The sequence below is a fragment of the Paenibacillus sp. FSL R5-0475 genome (assembly GCF_038004585.1).
Taxonomy (GTDB): domain Bacteria; phylum Bacillota; class Bacilli; order Paenibacillales; family Paenibacillaceae; genus Paenibacillus_AQ.
This window is the reverse complement of sequence record NZ_JBBORK010000001.1, coordinates 2,992,974-3,015,732: the sequence shown is the minus strand read 5'-3', so window position 1 is coordinate 3,015,732 and position 22,759 is coordinate 2,992,974. Positions and strand designations below refer to the sequence as shown.

General features: G+C 40.8%; 21 protein-coding genes and 1 pseudogene. 19 read left to right on the top strand and 3 right to left on the bottom strand.

What is annotated here, in order from left to right; genetic code table 11:
• Nucleotides 1–5 precede the first annotated feature (5 nt).
• Complete coding sequence (locus MKX41_RS13590) at nucleotides 6–707, bottom strand: response regulator transcription factor (RefSeq protein WP_340971125.1); 702 nt, start codon at nucleotides 705–707, stop codon at nucleotides 6–8.
• Between the two features lie 88 nt (nucleotides 708–795).
• Here MKX41_RS13590 and MKX41_RS32310 point away from each other — a divergent pair, with 88 nt between their 5' ends.
• The 13 genes and pseudogenes from MKX41_RS32310 to MKX41_RS13530 all read left to right on the top strand — a co-directional run bounded on the left by MKX41_RS32310 (nucleotide 796) and on the right by MKX41_RS13530 (nucleotide 14,406).
• The gene (locus MKX41_RS32310) at nucleotides 796–1,104 is read left to right on the top strand and encodes a hypothetical protein (protein WP_445671315.1); all 309 of its coding nucleotides are present in this window, start codon (nucleotides 796–798) and stop codon (nucleotides 1,102–1,104) included.
• A pseudogene (locus tag MKX41_RS13585) lies at nucleotides 1,049–1,583 on the top strand (MMPL family transporter); the annotation flags it as partial. The gene MKX41_RS32310 and the pseudogene MKX41_RS13585, both read left to right, overlap by 56 nt.
• Nucleotides 1,584–1,888: 305 nt before the next feature.
• The gene (locus tag MKX41_RS13580; RefSeq protein ID WP_060622962.1) at nucleotides 1,889–2,752 is read left to right on the top strand and encodes a MurR/RpiR family transcriptional regulator; all 864 of its coding nucleotides are present in this window, start codon (nucleotides 1,889–1,891) and stop codon (nucleotides 2,750–2,752) included.
• 581 nt (nucleotides 2,753–3,333) lie between these two features.
• Complete coding sequence (gene murQ, locus MKX41_RS13575) at nucleotides 3,334–4,239, top strand: N-acetylmuramic acid 6-phosphate etherase (protein WP_340971123.1); 906 nt, start codon at nucleotides 3,334–3,336, stop codon at nucleotides 4,237–4,239.
• 57 nt (nucleotides 4,240–4,296) lie between these two features.
• Entirely contained in the window at nucleotides 4,297–5,751 is a 1,455-nt protein-coding gene (locus MKX41_RS13570) for an ABC transporter substrate-binding protein (RefSeq protein WP_036688723.1), read from the top strand.
• Between the two features lie 104 nt (nucleotides 5,752–5,855).
• Entirely contained in the window at nucleotides 5,856–6,758 is a 903-nt protein-coding gene (locus tag MKX41_RS13565; protein ID WP_060622964.1) for a carbohydrate ABC transporter permease, read from the top strand.
• A gap of 18 nt (nucleotides 6,759–6,776) precedes the next feature.
• Nucleotides 6,777–7,637: a carbohydrate ABC transporter permease gene (locus MKX41_RS13560; RefSeq protein WP_036688719.1), complete on the top strand. Its 861-nt coding sequence runs from the start codon at nucleotides 6,777–6,779 to the stop codon at nucleotides 7,635–7,637.
• Nucleotides 7,637–8,857, top strand: coding sequence for an anhydro-N-acetylmuramic acid kinase (locus MKX41_RS13555; RefSeq protein WP_340971121.1), 1,221 nt, complete (start codon nucleotides 7,637–7,639; stop codon nucleotides 8,855–8,857). The genes MKX41_RS13560 and MKX41_RS13555 overlap by 1 nt, the downstream gene beginning before the upstream one ends.
• A complete protein-coding gene (locus MKX41_RS13550; RefSeq protein WP_340971119.1) occupies nucleotides 8,858–9,829 on the top strand; it encodes a GNAT family N-acetyltransferase in 972 nt (323 codons plus the stop codon).
• Between the two features lie 2 nt (nucleotides 9,830–9,831).
• Nucleotides 9,832–10,539 (top strand): PIG-L deacetylase family protein, encoded by a 708-nt coding sequence (locus MKX41_RS13545; protein ID WP_076100309.1) that lies wholly within the window; start codon nucleotides 9,832–9,834, stop codon nucleotides 10,537–10,539.
• A gap of 98 nt (nucleotides 10,540–10,637) precedes the next feature.
• The gene (locus MKX41_RS13540; RefSeq protein WP_340971117.1) at nucleotides 10,638–11,780 is read left to right on the top strand and encodes an exo-beta-N-acetylmuramidase NamZ family protein; all 1,143 of its coding nucleotides are present in this window, start codon (nucleotides 10,638–10,640) and stop codon (nucleotides 11,778–11,780) included.
• A 17-nt stretch (nucleotides 11,781–11,797) separates the two neighbouring features.
• On the top strand, nucleotides 11,798–13,360 hold the full coding sequence (locus tag MKX41_RS13535) for a glycoside hydrolase family 3 protein (protein ID WP_340974915.1): 1,563 nt from the start codon (nucleotides 11,798–11,800) through the stop codon (nucleotides 13,358–13,360).
• A gap of 128 nt (nucleotides 13,361–13,488) precedes the next feature.
• The gene (locus MKX41_RS13530) at nucleotides 13,489–14,406 is read left to right on the top strand and encodes an N-acetylglucosamine kinase (RefSeq protein ID WP_340971115.1); all 918 of its coding nucleotides are present in this window, start codon (nucleotides 13,489–13,491) and stop codon (nucleotides 14,404–14,406) included.
• A gap of 97 nt (nucleotides 14,407–14,503) precedes the next feature.
• Here the strand turns inward: MKX41_RS13530 and MKX41_RS13525 are convergent, their stop codons facing one another.
• Entirely contained in the window at nucleotides 14,504–15,712 is a 1,209-nt protein-coding gene (locus MKX41_RS13525) for a GNAT family N-acetyltransferase (RefSeq protein ID WP_340971114.1), read from the bottom strand.
• Nucleotides 15,713–16,053: 341 nt separating this feature from the next.
• On the opposite strand from MKX41_RS13525, the gene MKX41_RS13515 reads away from it, so the two are divergent.
• The 5 genes from MKX41_RS13515 (at nucleotide 16,054) to MKX41_RS13495 (ending at nucleotide 20,397) form a co-directional block, all read left to right on the top strand.
• The gene (locus MKX41_RS13515; protein WP_445671314.1) at nucleotides 16,054–16,371 is read left to right on the top strand and encodes a MurR/RpiR family transcriptional regulator; all 318 of its coding nucleotides are present in this window, start codon (nucleotides 16,054–16,056) and stop codon (nucleotides 16,369–16,371) included.
• A 50-nt stretch (nucleotides 16,372–16,421) separates the two neighbouring features.
• A complete protein-coding gene (locus MKX41_RS13510; protein ID WP_340971111.1) occupies nucleotides 16,422–16,901 on the top strand; it encodes an SIS domain-containing protein in 480 nt (159 codons plus the stop codon).
• A gap of 114 nt (nucleotides 16,902–17,015) precedes the next feature.
• Entirely contained in the window at nucleotides 17,016–17,510 is a 495-nt protein-coding gene (locus tag MKX41_RS13505) for a GyrI-like domain-containing protein (protein ID WP_256721701.1), read from the top strand.
• A 595-nt stretch (nucleotides 17,511–18,105) separates the two neighbouring features.
• Nucleotides 18,106–19,194, top strand: coding sequence for a DUF1648 domain-containing protein (locus MKX41_RS13500; protein WP_340971108.1), 1,089 nt, complete (start codon nucleotides 18,106–18,108; stop codon nucleotides 19,192–19,194).
• A gap of 213 nt (nucleotides 19,195–19,407) precedes the next feature.
• The gene (locus MKX41_RS13495) at nucleotides 19,408–20,397 is read left to right on the top strand and encodes an aldo/keto reductase family protein (RefSeq protein WP_340971106.1); all 990 of its coding nucleotides are present in this window, start codon (nucleotides 19,408–19,410) and stop codon (nucleotides 20,395–20,397) included.
• Between the two features lie 8 nt (nucleotides 20,398–20,405).
• Here the strand turns inward: MKX41_RS13495 and MKX41_RS13490 are convergent, their stop codons facing one another.
• Nucleotides 20,406–21,305: a LysR family transcriptional regulator gene (locus MKX41_RS13490; RefSeq protein ID WP_340971104.1), complete on the bottom strand. Its 900-nt coding sequence runs from the start codon at nucleotides 21,303–21,305 to the stop codon at nucleotides 20,406–20,408.
• Between the two features lie 243 nt (nucleotides 21,306–21,548).
• Here MKX41_RS13490 and MKX41_RS13485 point away from each other — a divergent pair, with 243 nt between their 5' ends.
• Nucleotides 21,549–22,391 carry a sugar phosphate isomerase/epimerase family protein gene (locus MKX41_RS13485; protein WP_340971102.1) on the top strand — a complete coding sequence of 281 codons (843 nt, stop codon included), beginning with the start codon at nucleotides 21,549–21,551 and terminating at the stop codon, nucleotides 22,389–22,391.
• The last annotated feature ends 368 nt before the right edge of the window (nucleotides 22,392–22,759 follow it).

Below are 22,759 nucleotides of genomic sequence, written 5' to 3'. Positions count from 1 at the left end.
TAGTCTCACTCCTTGGTATTTAATTTATAACCTAACCCTTTAACCGTCAAAATAAAGGAAGGATTTGAAGGGTCGGCCTCAATTTTTTCGCGTAAGCGCCGAATATGTACCATCACTGTATTATCGGAACCAAAAAAATCCTCACCCCACACCTGTCCAAACAAGGTTTCTTTGCTTAGAATCTGATTGGGATGATGCATAAAACAGCTCATTAAACCGACTTCTTTGGCGGTTAGCACGAGGACCTCGCCATTCTTTTTTAATTCTGTCTCATTGGCACTAAGCTCAAAGGGGCCAGCTTGTAAGCTTTTCGGAGCTTTTTTTTCTTCTGTAAAGCCAGCTCTTCTCAGTTGTGCCTTTACCCGATAAGCGACTTCTTTCGGACTGAACGGTTTAGTAATATAATCATCGCCACCTATCGCCAGTCCTAACAGCTTATTAATTTCCTCGTCTTTTGCAGACATAAATAAGATTGGTGCATTTGATGTTTCCCGAATTTTTCTGCATAAGTCATATCCTTCTCCATCTGGGAGCATAATATCTAGCAATATAAGCTCAGGATTATACTCCTGGAACTTGTCCCAACCCTCTGCAACGGTCCCGGCAGTTACAACGTCTGCAATACCTTCTTTATGTAAAACTGCCTTCATCAGACGAGCTAAATCATCTTCATCGTCTATGATTAATACCCATTTATGACTTGCCATTTGTTTCCCTCCAAATCCGTCTTTATGTACATTATTACATTATAAAGGACTCTTTATTTCTTGCGCAAAAAAATCGCAAAAGAAAGGCTTGCATGAAGATGGGTATTACTTAGACGAACATAGCAAAGCAATATTCGGTGATTTATTAAAATTCATTCTAGATATAGCCAAATCAGGTAAGGAGGAGAAATTGTTACGCCCCCTGCCTTCCATGGCATTGATCTGCACTGTATATGGCCCTTTGAATATGTTCGCTAAAATGATGGAAGAAGGTGAGTTACTGTATTCGCTTGAGCTCGAAGAAGAACTTGCAGACAGCTTTTGGAATGCCATTAGATTGCAGCGACTTGCAAGGAGTGCAAGCAGCCTTAACAGGAACAACTGCAACCAATGCTGATTTGCAGAATATTTCACAGGATGACTTTGTACGTACAGCCGTGATTATGCTGGTCGGAATCATAATTGTGCTAATAGTCATTACGCGCTCTGTGTCCAGTTCTCTGTTCATTATTGCTTCCTTGGTGCTAGTGTACTTATGATTGCAGCCCTGGGCGTTGATTACAGCATATTCCTGATGATGCGGTATAACGAGCTTGAAGGGGATGTTGGATCAAGAATTGAGTGGCATCACGTTATATGGTTGGTGTAGTATTGTCTGCTGCCTTTATTCTAGGAGGCACCTGCGCCGCGTTGATTCCTTCGGGCGTAATGACACTTATACAGGTAGCATTCGTATTAATCATTGCACTATTATTACTAAGTGTAGCGGCCATGCCGGTGTTCTTGACTGCATTAAAGCAGCTTGCTAGCAAATTAAATGGTTCAAGCAACGGTGCTACATCAAAGAATGTAGTTGACAAATCGAGTCATATTTAGACGGCAGTAAAATTTAAAAATACATGCGTATTACGTATGCTGAGAACAATAGAAAAAATCTTCGGGGACCTTTGTGGTCCCTTGTTTCACCATATCAGAAAGTATATAATTATCGACTATACCTTACAACTTTATTACGCTATAATCAACGTAAAGTCACCAGATGACCTAAGAGTAGGATGATTTTAATAGATTAATTAATATTAGCTTTTGATATGCCAAAACGTATTTTGTTATTGAAATAGGTTGTTTATATTGTTTATGATATTATTAAAGGTGTTAATTAAATCTAGAGTAGGTAGATTATGAGTCTAAATGACAACGTATTAATTAAAATTCGTGAGATGCGAGAGAGTTTTACACCAGTTGAACGATTGGTCGGAGATTACATTTTAGAAAATACGGAAGAGATCCCTCATTTGTCGATTAAGGAATTGGCTCAATCGAGTAAGACAAGCGATGCATCTGTCCTTCGTTTCTGTAAGACGATGGGTTACAGCGGATACCGCAATTTTATTGTGAGTATATCGGCATCTTTGGGTTCTCGTGATGAGGATTCAAAGGCTCAATATACAGATATTCAGCCAGGTGACGATCTCTCGACAATTATATCAAATATTTCATTGAATAATTGCAAGTCCATTGAGGATACGCTTAGTGTTATTGATCGAAAAGAAATTACAAGAGCTGTAGAATTACTATGTCATAGTAAGCGAATTGTTTTCTTTGGAATAGGTGCTTCGGGACTCGTTTGTATGGACGGGGAACAGAAGTTCTCGCGAATTAATAAGATGTGTCATGCCTATACAGATGGTCATAGTCAGCTCACGGCAGCAACTTTACTTGAGAAAGATGATGTTGCCATTTTCATTTCTAACTCTGGAGCAACTAGTGATATTATTGATGCACTGGAAATTGCCCAAAAGAATAGAGCGAAATGTATTGCGATTACGAAGTACAATAAAAGTGAGCTTGCGGAGCGGGCGGATATTGTACTGAGCATATCCACACCTGAAATAACAATCCGCAGTGGGGCTATGGGCTCGCGTATTGCGATGCTTACGATCATCGACATATTATTTGCTGGTGTCGCAAGTGCAGAATATGAAGAAGTAAAAACCTACTTAACAAAAACGCATAATATATTAAAGAAAAAACTTAGAAATTAGGTTCTGATAGAATGAATGTGGAGGAAAGCATTGATCATGGATCAATGCTTTTTTTTTTTTTTTTTTTTTTGTATTTCATTCACTTCGTATACTTAAATATACTATTTATCAATCCATGTCAGATTATCTACATGATGAATACGTTGATCTAATGAATATAATAAGTAGTTTAGTTCAATAATTAATAGCTTGGCACACAATTATGAGGAAGAAAATGAATGGAATCGAAGACGAAACATCATCCGGTTGAACACGGATGATGTAACTTTATGTTTCGTTTGGAGCGACAATCAGCAAATAATACATTTTTTTTAAATCGATTTAACCTTAGAGCCATGGCGATCAAAGCAATTGGTAAAAATTTAAATTGCATCTTGTAAGCGCTTTATAAATGTGGTATAACATAGTGTGTAAGGAATGAAATAAAACATCAGAATTTATTTTCTTTATGAAATTATATTTCAAAATCTATTGACGAAGCGATGGTGTTGTATTAGTATAAGAACATAATAATTGTAAGTTAATCTAACGCGTTTTGTTAATTACATGACAGATTATGGCTGGGAAGAAGGAGGATGGCTATGAATGACTACCTTGCGGGATTGACAACAGAGGCTGTGAATCCAGACACATTAATGATTGATGAATGTACTACGGAAGAAATGATCCAGTTAATGAATCAACAAGATGCACTGGTCCCCAGAGCTATAGCTGAGGAGATTCCGCAGATTGCAAAGGCGGTAGATATTCTACATCATAGGTTGTCTAATGGTGGAAGAATGTTTTACATAGGAGCTGGCTCATCAGGAAGATTAGGTGTTCTGGATGCTTCCGAATGTCCTCCTACCTTTGGTACAGATCCTTCCTTGGTGCAGGGCTATATTGCTGGTGGTGATATTGCTTTGCGTACTGCGGTTGAAGGCTGTGAAGACGATATGGATGAAGGGATCGCATTAATCGAAAGCATTGGTGTAACAAACAAAGATGTACTTATTGGGATTTCGGCAAGCGGTAGTGCAAACTACGTTATTGCAGCTTTAGCGAAAGCAAAGGAACTTGGAGCAGCCACTATCGGTGTTTGTAACAACAGAGGCTCAAAGTTCGAACCCATTGTAGATGTTTGTATAACACCTGTTGTAGGACCTGAGGTCATTAGCGGTTCGACTCGATTAAAGGCAGGAACTGCTCAGAAGTTGGTGCTTAATATGCTGACAACATGCACAATGGTCAAGTTAGGAAAAACGTACAACAACTTGATGGTTGATCTGAAGGCTAGTAATTTTAAGCTCGTAGATCGCTCGATTCGTATCATCATGAACACGACTGGTGTAGATACATCAACCGCCGCAGAAACACTTGAAAAAGCATCTATGAACTGTAAGCTGGCAATTATGATGATTAAATCGGGGTTAGATGCAAAAGAAGCAGAACAAGTACTTAACTCAAACGGAGGACGCTTGAAACAGGCAATCTCATCATTGGTTTAGGTGTGAAAAGTGGAATAACAGGATGGATGCTATTAATAATTGAGGAGGCTGTTTTCGATGAAAAAAAGATCACGTGGATTAACTCTGTTTTTGTCAGGAATCATGATGGTATCACTATTATCGGCTTGCGGAGGAAACGGAAATAACGCTCCAGCTTCTACAGATTCCGGTAACACAGGAACTAGTAACGGTGGTTCTGAGCCTAAAAAGGATACGATTACAGCACTTTTACCTCCGATATCAGCGAACTATCAAACACGTTTTGCTGATATGGAAAAAGAATTTAATACACTACATCCTAACTTGACTTTGAAAATCGAGCCAGCGAGCTGGGAAGATATGACGCAAAAACTTGATACTCAAGTAAATGCAGGTTCTCCTCCAGATATTGCTTTTATCGGTGCTTCGGGAATTTCGAAATATGCAGCACTTAATGTACTAATCGACCTTAACGGTGCCCTTTCTGATGAAGCCAAGGCAGATTATGACGAAGTTCCATTGAAATATTTCCAACTAGGTGACGCTCAATACGGCCTACCAGCGTATATGGAAATCCACACTATCGGTGGTAACAAACAATTCCTTGAAGAAGCCGGAATTGATTGGAAAAGCATTCAACAAAACGGTTGGACTTATGAAGAGTTCCGTAATGCAATTTCTAAAGGCGTAGTGAAAAATGATAAAGGTGAAACTACTCGTTATGGTTTCGTGTTCGCAACATCTGGTGTAGCATCTAAAGACTATCTAGCTATTCTTGCTAAAACTGCAGGTTTACCAGATTACTTCGATAAAGATCTTAAATATACGTATACAAGCAAAAACTTCTTGGGTCTACTTACATCTATTCGCGAAATGATCAACGATGGTTCTATGCCTAAAGAGCTAAGCTCTATCGATGCTGGTAAACGGTGGAACATGTTCCTAACGGGTCAAACGATGATCACAGGTAAAGGTTTATCTGCATTTGAAAACTCTGCTCGTCTAAACAATGAGAAGATTAAAGCGAACGATGGTTCAGCTGTTGCAGATTCTATTGAAGTTGATTATATTTCACTTCCAGTCCCAACATTCAACGGTGCCGATTATGTCCCTACTTCAATCGTTGATGGTTATATCGCACTTCGTGGTAAAAAAGCTCCATCTGAAGAGCACATCAAAAATATTGCCCTAGCAACGAATTTCTTGTCTTCTGGTTCAATTGCTGCTAACTACAGTAATGAGCTGTTCTTATCACCAATTACTGAATCTGCACGTAATGCAGAAGTACTTGAAAAATTCCCTCGTAACGAAGATAACGTTGCTGCAGGTAAAGCTATGATGGCAAAAGCGCTTCCGGCTCGTACAGATATTCCTACTGATCTGGCTGCTGAAGCATTAAAAATTGAAACAGAAGTTATTATTCCTAAACTACAAGCCTTACTTGCAAATGAGATTGCTCCACAAGAAATGTATGATGCAGTTAAAGCAGCTGCAATTAAATCTTTCGGTAAAGATGGTATTGTAGTTGACTAGTCTGTCGTAGGCTGACATGTGAAAGCTGTGCGTAGCTAGAACGTACAGCTTTCCTTCTAAATTAGCTAGAGCTTGTACTGTTTTTAGAAGAGAGGTGCGACCCAATGAATCAAACGTTGACTAAAAGAAAAAAATTGAAACTCGAAAGTGACTCAGGTTGGGGATACGCGTTTATCGCAGTAGCACTTATTGCGTTTTCTTTATTTACCGCATATCCAGTCATCAATGCTTTTATTATCAGCTTACAAAAATATGGTCCATTAGGATCCACTTTTGTCGGCATGGATAACTTCGTTAACTCTTTTTCAGATGAACTTTTCTGGAAAGCACTGAAAAACACGTTAGTATATACACTATTAACTGTTCCGTTTAATATTCTTCTATCATTTTTAATTTCAATTTTGATTATTCCTTTCAAGAAAAAAACACAAACGATCTTTAAAGCACTATATTACTTGCCAGCCGTAGCATCTGGTGTAGCGCTTTCTGTTGTGTGGCTGTGGATCTTCGATCCGTTAAAATCAGGTATTGCCAATAAGCTCGTGAGTTTTTTAGGTATTGAAAATCAAAACTGGCTTGGTTCCAGTGCAACTGCAATGTTCTCACTTGTGTTAATGTCATGGTTATCAAGTCATGGTACAGCAATTATTATTTATATAGCCGCATTACTCGCTATTGATAACAGCTATTATGAAGCAGCTGAAATTGACGGCGCGTCTTTCCTGCAAAAGCTTTGGTTTATCGTTGTCCCTTTCCTTAAGCCAACAACGCTATTCCTACTTGTTACTGGTGTTATCGGTTCCTTCCAAGTATTCCAAAACGCTTATCTTATGACAGGCGGTGGACCAGACCATGCAACAACAATGGTAGGTTTGTTAATCTTTAACAATGCGTTCACATATTTTGAGTTTGGTGAGGCAGCGGCACAATCATTAGTTCTAGCAGCGATTATCGGATTTATATCTTTCCTTCAATTCAAGTTTATAGGTAAAGATGTAGAATACTAGGAAAAGGAGCAGAATACTATGGGTTTGTACAACAATAGCTTAAGAAGCAAAGGGTATCTGTTTATACGTAATGGTGCAAACATTACGTTCCTTATCCTATTTGCCGCAGCTACCATATTCCCGATATACTTTATGGTCATCTCCTCGTTCGGTGATCCGGTAGAAGCTGGTGCAATGAGCTATTCTATCCTACCATCGAAGATTTCATTTGAATCTTATAAATTCTTCTTTAACTTCAGCCCACATACATGGGACTGGTTATTGAACTCCTTTATAGTGGCAGCGTGTATCACGGTATCTAACGTATTTTTTGCTACACTTGCTGGATATGCTTTTGCAAAAATGAAATTTAAAGGGAAAAACATTTTGTTCGCTATTTTGCTGGGATCTATGATGATTCCTGTTCAAGTCACTCAGGTTCCACTATATATTTTGATCGTAAACATTTTTGAATTACAAAATACGTACACAGCGTTGATTATGCCGAGCATAGTAACGGTATACAATATCTTCTTGGTTAAGCAGTTCATGTCCTCCATTCCAGGTGAAATTATTGAATCTGCTAAAATCGAAGGTTGTTCCCAGCCTAAAATCTTCTGGTATATCATTATGCCTCTATCTAAAACAATTATGGCAGTACTAGCAATCCTAACGTTCATGGCGGCATGGAATGACTTTTTCTGGCCGTTCCTAGTAACGAATACGATGGATATGCAAACCATTCAGGTCGGCTTGAAAAACTTTCGCTTTGCGAATACAACTTACTTTGCACCGATGATGGCGGGGGCAACCATTTCAGCAGTTCCAATGTTTATTTTGTTCTTCAGTTTACAAAAATACTTCCTTGAAGGGGTAACAGTTGGAGCGGTGAAAGGTTAATGGACAAACAATCAAAAGTTGATGCAACATACTTAGTTGGCTTGATGTCCGGTACATCAGTAGATGGTATTGATGCAGCAGTAGTTAAGCTTTTCCCATCAGCCGAAAAAGAGCATGGAGTAGAGATTGAAATACTGGCTTTTGAAAACACACCTTTTGAGATGCAAGTTAGAAACTCTATATTTGAGCTTTTTGATCCCGCTAGCGCTACGATTGATAAGGTTGGCGCAATGAATATGTGGCTTGGCGAATTATACGCCCAAGCCACATTATCCGTTATAGGGAAATGCGGCCTTTCGCCTTCGCAAATATTCGCAGTAGGATCGCATGGTCAAACAATCTATCATGCTCCGGATGAGAATGTTATGGGCGGTTATAATCTGCATTGTACCGTTCAGATTGGGGATGGTGCAGTTATCGCCAATCGCACAGGAATTCCTTGCGTATCAGACTTTCGAGTTGCTGACATGGCAATGGGTGGACAAGGAGCTCCGTTAGTACCATTTACCGAATACTTATTGTTTAACAATCCAAAGAAAACACTTCTGATGCAAAATATTGGCGGAATAGGCAATGTGACTGTTTTGCCTGTAAATGCCTCACCGGATGAGGTATTTGCTTTTGATACGGGTCCTGGAAATATGATTATCGATGGCCTTGTATCGCAATTATTTGCACCAATGACAATGGATGTTAATGGCGAAATTGGTGCGGGCGGTCAAGTGATTGATGAGCTATTGAAATGGATGCAGCAGGATAAATATTATACGATGCCGTTACCAAAATCGACAGGCAGAGAACGGTTTGGCCAACAATACGTGGCACAAATTATTGAAATGATGAAGGTTAATAACTGGAAAGCAGAAGATGTTGTTGCAACAGCTACGTACTTAACTGCCTGGAGCATCGTCGATAGCTATGAACGGTATATTGCACCGCAGCACCAGGCTGAGCAATTGTTAATTGGCGGCGGTGGAAGCTATAACAAGACGCTTTTGCGTGATTTACAGCACTTATTTGCACCGCATAACGTGCAGGTGCTGACGCAGGAGGATATCGGTGGTAATAGTGATGCTAAGGAAGCAATTGCTTTTGCTCTGCTAGCGTATTACACGATGGAGCGCTTACCAAACAATATCCCGCTAGTAACTGGAGCTTCACAGCCAGTAGTAATGGGCAAAATTTCCTGGCCCTATATTGGACGTTCACAGGAGGCTTAAATGTTGCAAATCAGACCCTTTTCAATTGAAGATCACTCTGCAGTTGTAGAGCTTTGGAATCGTGAGGCTACAAAATATGATTATAAGCCATTTACAGAGCGAGAGTTTCAAGATACATTCATCGACCATCCTTATTTTGACGCTGACTGTATATGGGTAGGCTGTGACGAAAAAGGGATTGTTGGTTTTGCAGCTGGCTGTTGCGGTGACGATCTCCCTCTTGGAGATGTGGCCGGTTATATTACGAGTGTTATTATAGATACCCATGTGGCTTCTCTGGAGCTTTACGATGCTTTTCTATTGCGTTTAGAAAAAAGATTCCAAGAACTTGGGAAAAGACAAGCGGATGTATTGTTTTTCAACCCTGTTAAGCTGAAGTGGAGTATACCAAGTGCACCTCAGCATGAGCATAATAATGCCCCGGGCATCAGTAAGGACCAGCCATTATATGAAGCTTTAATGGCTAGAGGCTACGAAGATCGAGCGACGCAATGCGGCATGTATTTAAAACTCGGAAGCTTTATAGTTCCAGAAGATATTTTAGATAAGGAAACCAATGCAAATAGCAAGGACTATTACATTACGTCCTATGTCCCTGATTTACATACAGGGCTTGAAGCAACGCTTGCTGCCCTGCAAAATCCGCAGTGGAAGAAGGATATTGTTACTTATGTGAAGGTTGACGCACCACTTGTAGTAGCTGTGTACGGCAACGAGGTTGTGGGCTTTGCAGGTCCAATTATTTCACAGTCTAATGGTAGAGCATTTTTTTGCGGTATCGGAGTGCACCCAGAGCATGAGGGTCATGGCCTTGGCAGTGTATTATTTTTCAGAATGGTTGAAGCTTTTCAAAATGTGGGCTGTCAATATATCTCTCTATTCACTGGAAATAATAATCCGGCTCTTCGAATCTATCAAAAAGCGGGCTTTACTATTGAAAAACAATTTTCTATATTGCGGAGGGAACTTTAAAGATGAGCGAAAAATTCACAGTATTAGCAATTGGAGCGCATGTTGGTGATGTGGAGCTAGCTTCTGGTGGTGTGCTCGCTAGTCATAGTTTAAAGGGAGATCGCATTGTGACACTAGCGTTAACTGCGGGTGAACGAGGGGTCCCGGCAGGACAGGATATAAAGGAATATCGTCAGCAAAAAGTGAAAGAGGCACAGGTTTTTGCGGATATGCTAGGCGGTGAAGCCATTGTATTCGATGATTATTGTGACGGAGAGTTGCCTGACAATCAAGAAATTCGTATGGAGGTTTGTGATGTAATTCGTCGCGTGAAGCCTAACATTATTATTACACACTGGAAAAACAGTATGCATAAGGACCATGCGCTAACGCATCATATCGTAAATGATGCCCGTTTCTTCGCAAGTCTATCATCCTTTGAACGAGCGCTCCCCGCGCACTTTGCAGCAAGATTATATTACTCCGAAAACTGGGAGGATGCGGTTGATTATGTCCCTTACGTATATGTGGATTTCGATCAAGCGGCATTTGATCTATGGATAGATGCTTTAAGCAAGCATTGGTTTGTGACGAATAGCAAATCTTTCAAATACATGGATTACTATAAAGCACTAGCAGTTGTTCGCGGCTGTGAAGCAAGAAAGACATATGCAGAAGCATTTATGGTACCTGCTGAAACGGTGAAGGTTAGGCAGTCTAGTCTTTGGTAACTATTCAACTAGCTAAGAGGGAGTGTTTCTATGTATAGCAGGAAACATTCCCTTGTTCTATCCATTTATGCGAAAAAGCAGCTAGGAGGCAGCTTCATATGGTGTTAAATGGGATTGATTCTATAACGAATTATCGTTATTTGTTCGCAGGTAAGCGCGTAGGATTGATTACAGCGCCGACAGGTCTTACGAAGGATTTTGCATCAACGATTACTATATTACATGAAAATTTTAATCTTGCTGCGATGTTTTCACCTGAGCATGGCGTTCGCGGAGATTTGGATGCAGGGGCATTAGTAGACACTTACATGGATCCTTTTACGAATGTTCCAGTCTATAGCTTGTACCGTAAAGACTCCAAGCGTTTAACAAAAGAAATGCTGAATGAAGTAGACATCATTGTATACGATATTCAAGATGTTGGTGTACGCTATTACACATTTATTTATACGATGCTGTATGCACTTGAAGATTGTGCAAATGCAGGTGTAGAATTTGTTGTTCTTGATCGTGTTAATCCGCTTAACGGGGTAACGGTAGAAGGGAATGTCTTGAAGCCCGGCTTCAAATCATTTGTTGGAAATTACGAGCTAGCCGTGCGATACGGATTAACAGCAGGTGAGGTAGCAACGATGGCAAATGATCAAATGAATTGGAATGCATCGCTGCATGTCGTTCGTTTGGAAGGCTGGGAACGGAGCATGTCCTTCCCGGATACAGGATTAACTTGGGTTCATCCTTCACTTGGAATGCCACGATATGAAACAGCTTTATTATATACAGGAACATGTTTATTTGAAGGCACGAACTGCTCGGAAGGACGAGGCACAACGTTCCCGTTTGAAATGATTGGTGCTCCGTTCATTCAAGCGCAGCAATTGGCAGATGAGATGAATGCAAAAGGTATCCCGGGTGTGCTTTTTCGTCCAGTTCATTTCAAGCCAACGTCATCTAAACATTGTGGCGAGCTATGCGGCGGGGTACAAATTTACATTACAGATCTCCAAGTGCTGAGGCCTTTAGAAGTTGGGGTAACCTTATTATTTACGATAAGAGATTTGTACGAGCAATTTTCATTCCTGCCTCCTGTGAAGGAGGGCTCTCGTCCATTTATCGATTTGCTGGGGGGAGACAACATGTATCGTACGGAAAATATGCAAGCCAAGCAGCTGCTTGAACAGTTTGCAGCGGAAAGCAAGCAATTTGCAGAAATAACACAGCAGTATCATTTATATCGCTAGAGGAAGGTGAATAATTGATGAGAACAATAGGACATATGAGCTTGCGCGAAAAGATTGGACAAATGTTCGTAACAGGCTTCCCTTCAACCGAGATCACTCCTGAGCTGAAGGAAGTTATTGAGCATTATAAAGTCGGCAATATTATTTTATTCTCACATAATATCGACAATAAATATCAATTAGGCGAGCTTGTTACTGAGCTGCAGCAATGGTACACGACACATACTGGTATCCCTGGTTTTATTACGATCGACCAAGAAGGCGGTCGAGTCACTCGTATGCCTAAAGACGCGACCAATGTTGCTGGAGCCATGGCAATTGCTTCTTCAGGACGACCTGAAAATGCGTATGCAGCAGGCAGAATGACTGCCAGAGAATTGAAAGCATTAGGTATTAATTTTAATCTAGCTCCAGTTATGGACGTTAACAATAATGCATTGAATCCAGTCATAAATGTTCGTTCCTATGGTGATTCTGTTGCAACAGTATCCCAGTATGGAATTCAAATGATGAAGGGATTGCTCGATGGAGGCGTCATGTCCTCACTTAAGCATTTTCCAGGGCATGGTGATACAAATGTCGATTCACATATTGGCTTGCCTACCATTGAAAAAACACTTGAGGAACTAGAGCAGCTTGAACTGCTGCCGTTTAAGGCCGCAATTGAGCAAGGCGCTCAAGCGATTATGAGTGCACATATTTTATTTCCAAAAATTGAAAAATCCGGTGTGCCCGGAACTATGTCTTATACCATTATTACAGAGATATTAAAAGGAAAATTAGGATATAAAGGGTTAGTTGTATCGGATTGTTTAGAAATGGACGCGATCAAACGATACTATGGTACGGCAAAAGGAGCGTTAGGAGCTGTTAAAGCAGGTATTGATTTGGTATTCATTAGTCATACTCCTGAGACAGTGAAGGAAGCGATTCATTTGATCGAAGAAGCTGTAGCCACCGGTGATTTGGATGAAGCGCTAATTGATGCAGCTGTTACAAAAATTTTAGCTTATAAAGCACAATATGCGACGATTGAGGAGCTAGATTATGAACTAGTTGGCTGCGATGTACATCGCCGAGCAAATGAGCTAATGCGTACGGAAACGATCTGCCTCATTAAAGGTGAGCTCCAGCCCATTCATACCGGTGACGAGGAAGTGTTATTTATGGGTTCCTATTCATACCGCACCGATCTTGCGTCCAGCAGCTTGAATCAAGCTCTTAGCTTTCCGCAATATATGGGGGAGCATTTTAATACAGCTTATGAGATTATCGACATTGACCCGAGCGAGGAGCAAATCAACGCTGCGCTGCCAAAGGTACAAGGCTACAAGCATATTGTTATCGGCTTGTTCAATGCGCGTGAAAACAAAGGTCAGCTTGCGCTTGTTCAGAAGCTGCTGGCAGCAGGCTGCAAAGTAACGGCCATTACATTAGGTCGCCCGTATGATTTACCGTTAATCGAAGGCGAGTTCTGCGGAATTGCGGCATTTGAGTATACACTTGATGCATTCAAATCACTCCTTCCAATCCTAAATGGTGAGGTTGTACCCACCGCCAAGATTACGATTCAGATGTAGACAAGCATAAACGCCTTCGGCGTCCTTTCAAGGACGGCAAACGTTTGTGCGAGAAATATAAGGATAATATATCGCGTGAAACATATAAATTCTTATCTTTGAAAAAAGTACAACAAGGGGACATAGGTATGGCATTTATCATTGGAATTGATGGGGGCGGCACGAAAACGGCTGTCACAATTACCCATGACCAGGAAGACGCTTTATTCACCTTTACTGTAGGGCCTATTAATTATAACGGTGGTGATGCTGATGCTATTGCCGCCTCCTTTGAGGAAATTTTTAGTCAAACGAGGCTCTACTGCGGTAATTTACAAGAAGTTGCTCATATATGTATAGGTGCGGCAGGAATAAGTAATCCGCTGGTCATCAATTTTTTGGAGCTGCATGTGAGAAATAACGGTTATATCGGGCCATTAACGATTACAGGCGATCAAGAAACCGCATTATACGGGGCACAAAATGCGATGCAAGGCATCATTCTCATTGCCGGTACAGGATCGATTTGCTTCGGGGTCAATGAAAAAGGAGAGCAGCATCGCACAGGAGGCTTTGGTCATCTGATTGATGACGAGGGAAGCGGTTATAGCATTGGGCGCGATCTATTATCCGTATTAGTTCAAGTGGAGGACGGAAGAATAACCGATACGGTCATCCCAGCGATGGTATATGAGCACCTTGGATTAAGCACTGTGAAAGAGATTATTGGCTTTGTTTATGATAAAAATACGACGAAAAAAGATATTGCGCAGCTCGCACCGATTATGACGACCGCATGCGAGAAGGGCGATGCACATGCAATAGCGTTAGCGGAGAAATGTGCAGCCAATCTATATGAACTTGTTGTGCCTGTTATTGAACGGCTTAAGCTATATGAAAGTCCGATTGCGATTGCAGGAAGTGTGCTGCAAAAGTCTCGCTTTGTGAAAGAAGCCTTGGAGCGAAAGCTCGCACAGAGCTACCCGCAAACAAAGCTGATTTTGCCGATTAAGGATGCAGCCTACGGTGCTGTCCTGTTAGGAAGATCAAAAATGAACAACGACTAGTTTTTGTCGATATGGAAAAAATAAGGGTGTGTCATAAGTCCGAGCAGTTGGACTTGCGACACACCCTTATTTTAAAATGGTAGGAATCAAAAATGGCTTAAAATTTATCGGTCAAATAAAACACGGCTTGTTGTTTCGGAAATAGAGCTTGAAGGATGTTAGCGTGCTCAGTACTGTCCTTTGCTGCGCCTGCTTCATTATAGCCGAACATGATATAAGTCATTAGCTCGCGTTCATCTACTTCTATTGAAGTATAGGGATTGGTATGATTACTAGCATCGGAAACAGAAAGCTGCTTTTGCTTATAATCCAAGTAGATACAGTCCTCATTGCTGCGAAGTGCAATATGCAGCTCCTGGTCTGCAATTATGTTGCTACGGTTTAGGCGATCTTCTAATTCAGGCTGAAGCTTATGGAAAGTTGAACTGAGATTGATCATTTTCCACATCGCCATATTGATTTGAATTGAATTTGCTTGATGCTGTTGGTAATAGGAATATAGCTTATGGTCCTCTGGGAGCATCGCTAATATTTGCTTTGCATTTTGGCGCAGCTGACATAAGGCATGAAACAAAGCTTCAACGCCGTTTTCGGCTTCGTTCAAATACAATAATTCATTAATAAATACTTGTTCAGTATCTTTCTTTTCAATGATGCCATAAGCGACGATTTTTCCATTTCTGCGAAGGAGCAAGCAGTCAACTTTCTTCCATTCCGGCCAGGTCAATAAATCATTCCAATACGTTCTACTTCGGATCACGGTGTAGGTACGATTCTTATTGAATTGTTCATAGATGAAACGGATATCATCGAGATAACAGGCTTCAAAAGGAATGATTTCATCACTGTTTTGCTGCTGCTCCAAACTTGCTGGTTTTTCAATTGCGAAAGCAGTCTCCGGAATAAGTCTCCAGCCAGCTTTTTCATAAAACGCATGCTTGCTAGCCAAAAGCAAGCTTATATCATAATCGGTTTCTTTCATATAGTTGGTCTGCGCATGAAGAATTTTGTGTGCAAGCCCCAGCCCGCGGTAATTTAGATCTGTACCGACACTCCCCATTGCACCCGTTTTCAAGATCGCTTGACCGACTCTAATATGAAACGGAAAAATTTGTACATTAGATGCAATCTTATCGTCAACCATCGCAAACCATGTTGTATCTGGATCATATGTGGTGTCTAGGTCTAATCTTTCTTGGAAATAAGCTCGGCCTACGGAAAAGCATTCATCTAAAATATCGTAAATCTTTTCAAGCTGCTCTCTAGTTGGATGGTTCATTACGATGATGTTTGGTGTCGTCGTCATCTTTCATTTCCTCCTGCGCCGTAATGTTGGGATAAATTTAATAAATGAAAATAACGGTTTTTTTGAAATTTAATTTCTTAACTTATAGTTTAATGTTGAAAAAAAATTTCGTCAATAATGGAACGTGTGGAATCATAGAAGTGATACAAAATTTAGATTGCTCAATATAGTCTAAATGAGTATTGGGAAAATAGCGACTTCGGCTGAGCAATTACAAGCACAAAGTGCACAAATGAAGGCGCAGCTTAAAAAGAAGAATGATAAACCGTTCAAGAACTTTTTGCGAAAAATCGGAGATATTTTCATACCAATGATTCCTGCATTTGTTGGAGCGGGTTTAATTGCAGGGAAGTATGATTTCGCAAATTGAGCTAGACTTAAATGAATTGCTAGAATCAGAGAAAAAAGTAGCGGAGTACATTCTTGCAAATGCTAAAGAAGTGCTGCATATGACCATACATGAGTTAGCGACAAAAGCGGAGGCAAGCAGTGCGGCGGTTGTTCGTTTTTGTCGGTCGCTTGGAATAGAGGGCTTTCCAGCGCTGAAAATCCGTTTATCCGCGGAGGTAGAGAACACGCCGCATGTTAGATACTTTGATGTTGAATCGAATGAAACGTTGATTCCATCATTGATAAATTGCTGTCGAACACCATACTGACCTTTCAGAATACGGCCAGTTAACTCGACGCACAATCTATAGAGCAGGCAGTGAGCCTGTTACAACAGGCAGAAGTGATTTATGTTTATGGGATAGGTGCCTCATTTATTATTGCAGAAGATGCAGCACAAAAATGGCTTCGGCTAGGCAAAAATGTATATGCGATTTCAGATCGTCATTTATTGGCGGCAGCCATGGCTACGAAATCAGAAAATGCCGTCTTCTGGGGGATTTCGTATAGCGGTGAAACGAGAGAGGTTATTCAATTATTAAAACGAGCTAAGGAACAGGGGATAAAAACAATCAGCCTCACTCGTCCTGGTAATAACAAGCTCTCTCAGCTTGCCGATGTTTCTTTATTTACATCACGTGCGCCGGAAGCGCAGCTTCGTAGTGCGGCAACAAGCTCAAGATTTGCGCAATTATTTGTGCTCGATATTGTCTTTAGCGCATATGCATCTGCTCAGCATGATTTTACTGTGGAGCAGCTAGCGAAGACAAGAAAAATGATTGGAATTTTGAATGATTAAATTGCGATAAGAAGCTTCTACCAGCGTATGGTGGAAGCTTTTTTATTGTAAAGTGCTTTAAGCAAATCGAACTATTCTTCCACTTAATAGTATAATCAAATAGTATTCCTTATTTTGAATGGAGGAGATTTTCTGGAAGCTAAAGTAGTAACATTATCCCCTTTTCATGTTGTAGGTTACAAAATTGAAGCGGATATTAATGAGTTTGAGTCTGGTCTTGGTAAGAACATTTATGATTCGCTATTTGAAAGAAAAGACGAAATTCAAGACAAGAAAAATGAGAATGTAATCTTAATACAGATTTATCCTATGGAGCCCGATTTTAATCCTCAGGTTGACAGGTTTACACATATTCTTTGTTATGAAGTAAGTAAACAAGGTGATGTTCCGTTAGATATGATAGGTCATGCTGTCGGTGAGAGTAAGTATGTTACTTACACACATCAGGGACTTGAATCGGAACTTAGTCGTTCATATGACTATTTATATGGACAATGGATTAGAGAAACTGGAAATGAACCTAAGGATTATGATTTTGAAATTTGGGATGAAAGATATAAACCAGAAAGTCTAGAGAATGAGATTGATTTGTTTGTAGCATTGAAGTAATTATTTATGCTTTAGCCTAGACGTGAACAAGCTCCTGTGAATATCACAGAAGCTTGTTTGTGTTGCGGATTATTATTTTTTGCTGGGATTGCGCTTAGGGTTATCTGTCTGACCTAAAATATAGTCGATGCTTACTTTATGGAAATTAGCTAGCGTAATTAGAACACAAGGTCGGTACTGGTGGATGAAATGAAGCGTCCGATTTATCGAGCGATTGTAGAGAAATATCTTAATGGAACAAACCTGAGCAAGTATTATATTAAGCATGGACGGACTTATTTATACTCTGACGCAGTAATCCGCACCATTGCAGATACGAGGCGAGTCCTTTACCTACACAGAATTTCAAACAGATGTACTTGCCATAATTCAGTTGTCAGATGAGTAGCTCTGCGTAGCGAAAAAACTGGATAAATTGTTAATTTTACCCCTATAGTCACTAAAATCGATTATAATAAAATTTATGTTCAAGTCGATTACCTATCCTAAGTTAATAGGATAATCATACGCAAAAAGGCATAGTGATGAATCGCCTATGCTATAAGGGTTATAGAGTTTTCAAATACACACTTATGTATAAGAGGAGGCGAATGATATGACGATAATGCCTGTTATTGTAATGATCTTTGTATTTGTACCTGCCATTGTACTCATGGTAAGCATGCCTTATTTAACAAAAGAGACGATTAGTTTTGGGGTCACCGTCAGCCCTGTACAATTCCATAGTGAGCCTCTGCGCCAGATGCGGAAGTCATATGCTAGGATTAGTGCTACCTTGCATACCATCCTATTCATTGTTTGTATCATCTGTCTAATATACGGTGATGAACATTCCAAGCAACAAAGTTGGATCATTGTCACTTATTCACTCGCCATGGTCGTAATCTCCCTAGTCATAAACATTAGCTATCATTTCAAAATGAAAAGTTTACTACCTATGCTGCCTATTGCTCTGGAACCATCGATCATGGCAGTGGACACTGGATTTCGGAAAAGAAACATTGGCTTGTCTAATAATTGGTTCCTCATTCATGTTTTAATTACTGTTGTTAGTATTGTAACTGTGCTATACAACTACGATCTGATTCCTGATCAGATTCCGATCCATTACAACAGCAGTTGGAACGTAGACCGCTATGCAGCTAAATCTTTTAGTTCTGTGTTTATGCCTACGATAATGCAAGTGTTCATAACACTTTTGTTCATATTTGAGAATTGGAGTATTCGCAGAGTAAAGCAGCAGGTTCAACCCAATGATCCTAACCGTTCCATCAGACAAGACGCAACTTACCGCCGTACTTGGTCATATTTTATGCTTACAGCAAGCTTCTTAATGGTTATCCTGTTTTCTGTCGTGCAACTAAACATGATATCTCTGCTTAACATGAATTTCGCTATCCCTATTATCCTAATCATAATAGCCCTTATTATCCTATACGCCTTGGCCTTAACGTTCTGGGCTGGTCAGGGCGAAAGCCGCTTGGAGCGATCTGCCGATAGCTCCAATGTCAGACCTGTCCATGATGATGATAAATGGCGATTTGGTATGATTTATTTCAATCCCAAAGATCCAAACCTAATCGTCAAGAAAAGGCTCGGAGTCGGCTGGGGATTAAATTTCGGTCACCCATTAAGTTGGCTGTTTTGGCTCGGAATTATTGTACTGTTAGTTGTGGTACGGTAACAAGGCTTGGAGGTTAATATACTCACTGGAGTATAGGCGAAGTTAGAGTTTCGAAACAGAATATTTACCGAAAAAAACGCCTAAAGGGCGTTTTTTTATTATCTTTAAGTATCTCAGTAATATCTTTTTTGAATTAAACCGCATATTAAAGAGTATTTCTCGTATTAATATCTCTTTGTTACAATCAGATTGTTATCTAAAGGAGGGTATAAAATGAACTATCGCAAATTAGGAACTAGTGGCTTACATCTAAGTGAGATTGCTTATGGTAATTGGATTACACATGGTGCTCAAGTGGACAATGATACTGCCCATGCTTGTGTTCGCGCTGCATTGGATGTAGGGATCACAACATTTGATACTGCAGATGTATATTCCGATACGAAAGCTGAGATGGTGCTAGGCCAAGCATTAAAAGGAGTGCACAGAGCTGATATCGAATTGTGTACCAAGGTGTGCCATCCCACAGGGACGGGACGTAACGCAAGAGGTCTGTCCCGCAAGCATATTATGGAGGCGTGCCATGCTTCACTGAACAGATTACAGACCGATTATATTGATATCTATTATGCGCATCGCTTTGACGCAACAGTATCCCTTGAAGAGTCCTTCTTGGCTTTTTCGGATCTGGTACGTCAAGGTAAGGTTCTCTATGTCGGGATAAGTGAGTGGACGGCGGATCAGATAGCAGAAGGTGCTGTTTTGGCGAGAGAATTAAAGGTGCCATTGGTGGCTAGTCAACCTCAATATTCGATGTTATGGCGCGTGATGGAGACGGAGGTAGTTCAAGCTTGTGAGCGGGAAGGGATTGGACAGGTGGTCTGGTCACCGCTTGCTCAAGGGATTCTTTCAGGTAAATATATGCCAGGGCAACCATTGCCAGAGGGTTCTCGTGCTTCAACAGCTGCGGGCTCACCATTTATGAACAAATTGGCGGGTCAGTGGCTTCGGACTGAGGTGCTTGAGGCGGTCTCGAATCTCTCTTCCATCGCCAGTGAAGTTGGGTTGACGCTTCCGCAGTTGGCTATAGCATGGGTGTTGCAAAATCCACAAGTCTCATCTGCAATTATTGGGGCATCAAAACCTGAGCAGGTTATAGAAAATGCCAAAGCTGCGGGAGTTCGTCTGGATAGGGAAGTTATGATGCAAATCGATAGGGTGCTAGAAGGACTCGTTGAACGTGATCCTAGAAAAACGGGCTGAATATTATATCATTCACCATTAATAACTTCTGAACTCATTTGTCCTATGATCTCTAGTAACGCGGATAAGGAGGCACGATCGCAATCGGTTCTCCAAGCGGTATAAAGGGGAATCGATGGTGTGCTTTCTTCAAAGGGGCGAAATACGACACCTTCACGCTGAAAAATAGCAACTGATGAGGGCACAATGGAAACTCCAAGATTAGCAGCTACCAAGTTTACAATGGTGTACATCTGAATGGCTTCCTGTACAACATTCGGATACATGTCGTGTTGGGCGCAGAAGCTCATAATGAGGTCATGAAAAGGAGCTCCTAAATGACGTGGGAACGATATAAATGGCTCTAAAGCTAAAGAGCGAATGGATAACACCGGTAAATGAGCTAGGTGATGCTGCTCTGGCAAAACGGCAATAAGCGATTCATTGACTAAGGAACGATGCTCGATATGTTTGCCCGACTCTGTATAACGTACAAATCCAATGTGAATCGTTCCTTCATGTAAAGCCTGCCACTGCTGAGCAGACGTCATCTCATGTAATGTGAGTTGTACTTGTGGATAACGTTCCCGAAACATTTTTAACATATCAACCAATACTCCACCAGCTGCAGAATCTATAAATCCAATGTTCAAATGTCCGATAATTCCTTGATCGACTAATTGTGTTGTTTTAATAGAGCGTTCCAGTTGAGATAGAATGGATTTAGCCTCCTCTAGAAATACCGCCCCCGCTGGCGTTAGACGAACTTGTCTTTTGTTCCGTTCTAATAGTTTCACACCAATCTCATTCTCCAGAGCTTGAATTTGCTGGCTTAAGGGAGGTTGCGTCATATTTAGCTTCTCTGCTGCACGGTTAAAATGCAGTTCCTCTGCTACTGCGATAAAGTATTGCAATTTTTTTATGTCCATACTGTTCAATCTCCCTTGAAATGCTTCTCCAAGCAAGTATAAGGATCTTTGAACGAAAATGAAAGGAAGGGCTTGTCGTCCCCCCATAAGCCTCCTACCCCATCTTAATTTTTGACAAAAAACATTATTGCAATTAGATCGTAGAATTTGTTAAAGGGGACTAGAGATGGTTTTATTCGAGTGCACGATGCGCTAGACTAGATATGACGAACTGTTAGATTGGTCATAAGGGGGAGAACGACGATGATAAGAGGATTAACAACAGCAGGTTTGGGTGAACTCAGTTCTAATGAAGAATATATCAGACTTGCGAGCCAATTCGGCTTTCAGTCGATAGACGCAAATCCATTGGAGTTAGTGCAGCAGTATGGTAAGGATGGGGCTGTTCAATTGCTGGAAAGCCATGGCATCATGTTAGGATCATTTGGTTTAGCGGTAGATTGGCGCACAACAGAGGAAAGCTTCAGGGAAGGGTTGAAATCGCTTACCCAAATGGCTGAGGCCGCTGTTGCATTAAATTGTATGACATGTTGTACATATATTTTACCTTCAACAGATCTTCCGGTCGCACCGTTCATGATTGTAGCCACGAGACGTTTAAGACTATGCGCGGAAATATTAGGCGCTTATGGAATTACATTAGCATTAGAGTTCGTAGGCCCTCATCACTTACGTACACAATGGGCAAATCCACTGATCTGGACGATGCAAGATACGTTGAGCTGGATGGAGACGATTCAAGTAAGGAACATCGGATTGTTATTGGATTCTTACCATTGGCATACGAATGGATTAACGAGTGAGGATCTGCTGAAATTACAACCGTATCAAATTGCATATGTCCATATTAATGATGCTAAACCTCTACCGACAGAGGAATTGTTAGATTTCGATCGATTGTATCCAGGAGAAGGTTCTATTGATCTCACAGGATTCTTGGGAAGCCTGAAAAAGATCGGGTATGCCGGTGTGATCGCCCAAGAAGTTCTGGCGCCAGCTTCCGCGCAAAGTTCATCTGAATTATTTTCTCGTTCTAAAGCAGGCTTCGATAAAGTATTCTCATCACTGGAAAACGTACCAATATAGAATGAACTTGAAAATATTCAAAAAAGGGAAAGGTGGTGGAAGGGAATTTTGGAACTGTAGGAGCGGTAGCGTCCGCCCGAAAGCTTTCCGTAGGAAAGCTCGCTTCGAAAGCATAGGCAGTCTGCGGATTTCAACCGTTAAGAACGGTATAAATCAAGAAATCTGCAGACAACAGCGGCCGGAAGTCCAAACATTCTCTGGAGTCGCGACCAACCCGAAATAGGAAAATCATCAGATCAATCTATATAGCATTTGATGATCTCGTGTAAATTAAGTTCTATAAAAACTTCTGCCGAAGTGTTGGTAGAAGTTTTTTTCTGTTAGCAAACGCTCTCCCCATGTGATAGTATTTCACTAAAATACGGAGA